Genomic DNA, 4,633 nt, shown 5'->3' with positions numbered 1-4,633 from the left:
CATGGGCGCGATTACGACAGGCGTGTTGATCCCGGTGCGGTCGCAATGGCGGCAAGCGTACTTGAACCGCACATTCTGCAGGACCTTTGCCTTGACCTCATATGCAGCTGCTCGGTAACGGCCTCGCCCATACGATGCATTTGACCTTGGCAGCAGGGACATGACTTCTGATCCTCAGGCAGGTCATACTCAACACGCTCGCGCGGTAGATCTTCCGGCAGAGGTCTGCGTCCACGCTTCTTTCCCGTCTGACCCTCTATCGCTGGCAGGCCAGTGTCCGGAAGCTCGATAACATCGCCTTCCTCGCTGTCATCCTCGACCGCAGCCTCTTCGGCCTCATTGAAGAGACGATCAATGTGCTTTTCGCTGCGGGGTGCAAAGCGATGCAGCTTTGCAAGCGCCAGCTCCTCCTCAAGCTTGACGACCCGCTGCGAGAGCGCTTCCTTCTCGGCTTTGAGCGCCGCGATTTCGGCAGCATTGGCTGCCAATTGCGCCATCAGTTCTGCAATGCTCGGTTCGCCGGTGCGAGTCATCAGATTCTTGAATCTGAACCGCCCCCCGCGCGTCAATCGCAATTCGCCATCCTCAGCCGGCAATCTGATACTGCCGCACGGGATGGCGGATCATCGCATCGATATCGATGCCATCGAGGATCCAATGCAGTTGCTCTGTCGTCAGCGTGACCACCGGCATCTCGCGACGGGGCCATCGGAACTTGTCCTCGGTCAACCGCTTCAGGATTAGCACAAAGCCGGACCGGTCGAACAAGAGCTTCATCCGGTCACGACGGCGATTGCAAAAGGCAAAAACCGCAGGAGCAAAGGGATCCAGCGCCATCGTCTCCTGGACCAGGACAGCAAGGCTGTTGATGCCCGCGCGGAAGTCGATCGGCTCCCGATGGAGGTAGACCTTGAGGTCAGCGCCCAGCCTGAACATGACCCAACGCTCCTATGATTGCCGCCAAGCCATCGACATCGCTGCATTCCAGCGTCAGGCTGACCCCGTTCGGCAGCACCGCGCTCAGCTTGGATGCATGAGATCGCTTGCCGACCGGCTCCACCTTAGTCAGTGGACCGCTGGCAGAAGACGAGTGCATATCCGTAGCTATCTGAATCAGGACGAACGCGGAAACCAAAGGCAATGGACGCTCCTCTTTGGCCTTCTTTATCCACTTCCGAACGAGATTGACATTCACGTCGTGTTCCCGCGCCAGTCGGGAGACCGAAACGCCGGGCTCTAATCACGCTGCGACGAGCTGATCTCGCGAAGCGGGGTCATATCGACGGCGGCCGTCACGACCAACAAGCCGCACCTGCAGTTTAGGAGTATCATCCATGATTTGGTGTCCACCTATTTTTTTGTGGACACTTCATGCATCAGAGCACTGAGCTTCAGAAGGTGGGCAGAAATTCGCGCTTACCCATCATCTACTCTTCCATCGAGATCGGCCAAATCCTTCACCAGGCTTCCAGGCTTCCTTCGGTGAACGGCATTCGGCGCCTGACCTATCCTACGCTCTTTGGGCTGATGGCTGTCACAGGTCTTCGCATCAGCGAGGCCTTGACGCTTGACCGCGACGATGTCGACTTCACGCAAGACATCATTACAATCTGAAACGGCAAATCGGGAAAGCAGCGCATCGTCCCGTTCAGCTCAAGCGCCGCGCAACGGCTTCAACCTATGCTCGAGAGCGCGACCGGCTTTGTGAAGATCTGCCCGTCCCTCTCTTAGTTGACGATCATGCAAGGCGTATCAGCGGCTGCGCGGCGCGTCATAACTTCGCCTTGGTCTCTCAGGCCATCGGGCTTCGCTGGCCTCAGCGATCAGAAACATGGCGTTGGGCCACGAATCCATGACTTGCGTCACACGTTCGCTGTTCAAACGATGATCGATTGGTACCGAGAAGGACTGGACCCCAACAAGGAAATGATCAAGCTCACGACGATCCTTGGCCATGAGAGCGCATCCCACACCTACTGGTATATTAAAGCGATCCCCGAGCTTTTGGAGCTGGCATCCCGAAGGGCAGAGCTTTCTTTGAGACGGGAGGCGCGCCAATGAAACCGTCACGCCTACCGACGTTGGTTCAGCGCTTTTTTACCGAGAGGCTGACTGAGCAGGTCAATGCGAGCCCGAACACGATCGCGGGTTACAGGGACACATTCCGGCTTTTGCTGACGTTTGCAAGTTCGCAGCGAGGCAGGCCGCCGACCAACGACCAAGGTCGTCATCCACCGTCTCTATATGTGACCACCGGCTCCAACGCTGCCGCAAGATTAAAAGCTTCGCGGTTCCGCCGGTTGCTCACACCGCGCCACTTGGCGTACACAAAACCGCCGGGGCCCTAAATCTAGTCGACGCCGGTCCATTGGCAGGATATCTTCTCAGTCCTAAAACGGGGACATGCCGACATCTTAAATTTCCCAACCGCAGCGCGAAGCCAACAACTTCGCCTAAAACTGGCAACAGCCATCGTGATGCCATGGCTGTGTGTTTTTTGGAACGAACTGATTCGACGCTCGTGGTTTCCAGCAACGCGCGGGACGCTAAGCGCGTCACCAGAGTAGAACCGAGCGTTACACGGGGAAATGAATGCGGATAAACGGAAGCTATTCACAGTCTCGGCGAAACTTTAAGGCAGGCACGAGGCCTTGGTTGGATTTCGAAAAATTAGTCCGACAGATTAGGGTTTGTTTCGAGGAAGGTGGGCCAACAGCGTCTTGCCTAAAATCGTCCGCCCAAGCAGCGCTTAGAATTGTTGAGCGCTTTTTTGATGCTGATCGTTGCGCGCTAGCGTTGGTCGAGTATGGTGACAAAGAGGTTATCGAAAGCTTCGCAGCAAATCTCTCCTCGTCTTGGGACGATGTTCGGCTACACGAGATAACCTCTCTCGTCGAGGCTGACGAACATAGGCCGATAGTCCGCGTTCTACCTGCTCGAGAGACTGGTTGCTTTCCTAAGGAAACTCCGGGCCTTTGTATGCTGCTAGCGGTCCGGGTCTCCAATCAGCTAATCGCTGTTAGTTGCCTAGGCTACGACGGACATCGTCCGCGCTTTTGTTCAAGTGAAATTCAGCTTCTTGAACTCGCCACCGCCTGGCTCTGCCAGTATATCGACATCCAACGCAAACGGACTGAATGCAACATCCTGAAGAGGCGATTAGAGCATGCGGAACGTCTGCAGGCCGTTGGCGCGCTTGTCGGTGAAATAACCCATGAATTCAATAATATTTTGGGAGGAATCCTCGGGTATGCTGAAACAGCGCGAACCGCGCTGCGGCGCTCAGCTGTTACTAGAACATACGTTGATCAAATTATATCCTCGTCCCACAGAGCAAGGCTAATTATCGATCAAATTTTGACGCTGAGCCGAAAAGTGGGACGCGTGGCAAAGCCTTTTAGTGTCGTAGAACTTGTTATTGAGGTTGCCCCCTTATTGCGTGTGGCACTGCAACGCAATATTGAGCTAAATTTCAAGTTTGTTGACAAGACGAGCGTTATCGAAGGCAGCCCTCTAGATATTCAGCTCATTCTGATGAATCTTTGTAAGAACGCTTCCCAGGCGATAGTCGCCGATGGTCAGATCGATGTCATCGTCGGTCGAGCTTTTGTAGCTCAACAGAAAATCTCGGCGCATGATGTCATGCCAGCTGGCGAATATGTTGTCCTTTCTGTTAGCGACAATGGCGAAGGTATTCCCGAGGATGTGCTCCCCCATATTTATGAGCCTTTCTTTACAGCACGCTCTCGAAAGGGCGGTACTGGGCTGGGCCTTGCTACGGTGTACAGCCGTGTTAGCGAACTTGCAGGATACATCAAGGTTACTTCTACTGTTGGGCAAGGGACCCGCTTCGACATTTATTTGCCTTCTTCCTCGCAGGAGCCCGTCAGCCTGGACACTTTGTTTGGTCGGTGTAAAACACCACGTGGCAGCGGACAAATTGTGGCACTGGTTGAGCCAGATCCTATCTTGCGAGAAGTGTACGAAAATAAGATCGCCGATCTGGGGTATGAGCCTGTGGGTTTTGAGGCATTTAAAGAGCTTTACAATTGGATGTCAAAAGGCGAACAAGCCGATCTGGTTCTAGTTGAGCAATCCTCTCTTCCCCACAGTAAGAGTGCTACCGCCTTACACGCAGTTTTCAAGACAACCTCCATCATCATTGGCGGGAATGATCTTATGATGTCAGCTTCGAGGGATGCCATGATGACCGCGCTTTTCCTGCCTAAGCCTATGTCCTTCAGCGCTATGGCTTATGCGATTCACATGAAGATCAAAACGTGTGAGTGTGAGTTACCTACAATTGCTTAGGAGAGCGGTCCGGCGTCAACTGCATCTACCGCCTTTATCGCGAGGAAGTTCTTTCCGTTCGCAAGCGGAAAGCCCAGCCTTGCCTGAAGCGCCGTCTTGACGGCTTCTGCTTCCTGCTCGGTCCGGCAGTGCACCAGCCCGTCATCCGCATACCGACACCATGGGAGGTCGGGACGCGTCTACGCCGCCTTGTGGAGCGCCAATGTACGTTCGGTGGAACGTCCATTCTTCAAGATAACCGGCCTTAAGCATCCTGTTTACCAAGCGATCAGGCGATCATCGTCGATACGCCTGCGCAGCAAGGCAAGGAGGATATTATAGT

The 4,633-nt window shown here is 54.5% G+C and carries 3 protein-coding genes and 2 pseudogenes; 2 read left to right on the top strand and 3 right to left on the bottom strand.

The genetic code is table 11. The features are described 5' to 3' along the window. From BN77_RS28110 to tnpA, 3 genes and pseudogenes are all read right to left on the bottom strand, one after another. A pseudogene (locus BN77_RS28110) lies at positions 1–533 on the bottom strand (transposase domain-containing protein); the annotation flags it as partial. Between the two features lie 52 nt (positions 534–585). Continuing rightward, positions 586–936 carry an IS66 family insertion sequence element accessory protein TnpB gene (gene tnpB / locus BN77_RS28105; RefSeq protein ID WP_007538681.1) on the bottom strand — a complete coding sequence of 117 codons (351 nt, stop codon included), beginning with the start codon at positions 934–936 and terminating at the stop codon, positions 586–588. Continuing rightward, positions 917–1,336, bottom strand: a pseudogene (gene tnpA, locus BN77_RS32760) (IS66-like element accessory protein TnpA). Before tnpA ends, tnpB begins: the two are co-directional and overlap by 20 nt. 35 nt (positions 1,337–1,371) lie before the next feature. On the opposite strand from tnpA, the gene BN77_RS31615 reads away from it, so the two are divergent. Then, entirely contained in the window at positions 1,372–1,614 is a 243-nt protein-coding gene (locus BN77_RS31615; RefSeq protein ID WP_007538679.1) for a site-specific integrase, read from the top strand. Between the two features lie 978 nt (positions 1,615–2,592). Further along, positions 2,593–4,311 carry a two-component system VirA-like sensor kinase gene (locus BN77_RS28090; RefSeq protein WP_062373119.1) on the top strand — a complete coding sequence of 573 codons (1,719 nt, stop codon included), beginning with the start codon at positions 2,593–2,595 and terminating at the stop codon, positions 4,309–4,311. The last annotated feature ends 322 nt before the right edge of the window (positions 4,312–4,633 follow it).

This window comes from Rhizobium mesoamericanum STM3625, from assembly GCF_000312665.1.
Classification (GTDB): Bacteria; Pseudomonadota; Alphaproteobacteria; order Rhizobiales; family Rhizobiaceae; genus Rhizobium; species Rhizobium mesoamericanum.
Note: the sequence above shows the minus strand (reverse complement) of the source record. Positions and strands in the feature narration are given on the sequence as shown.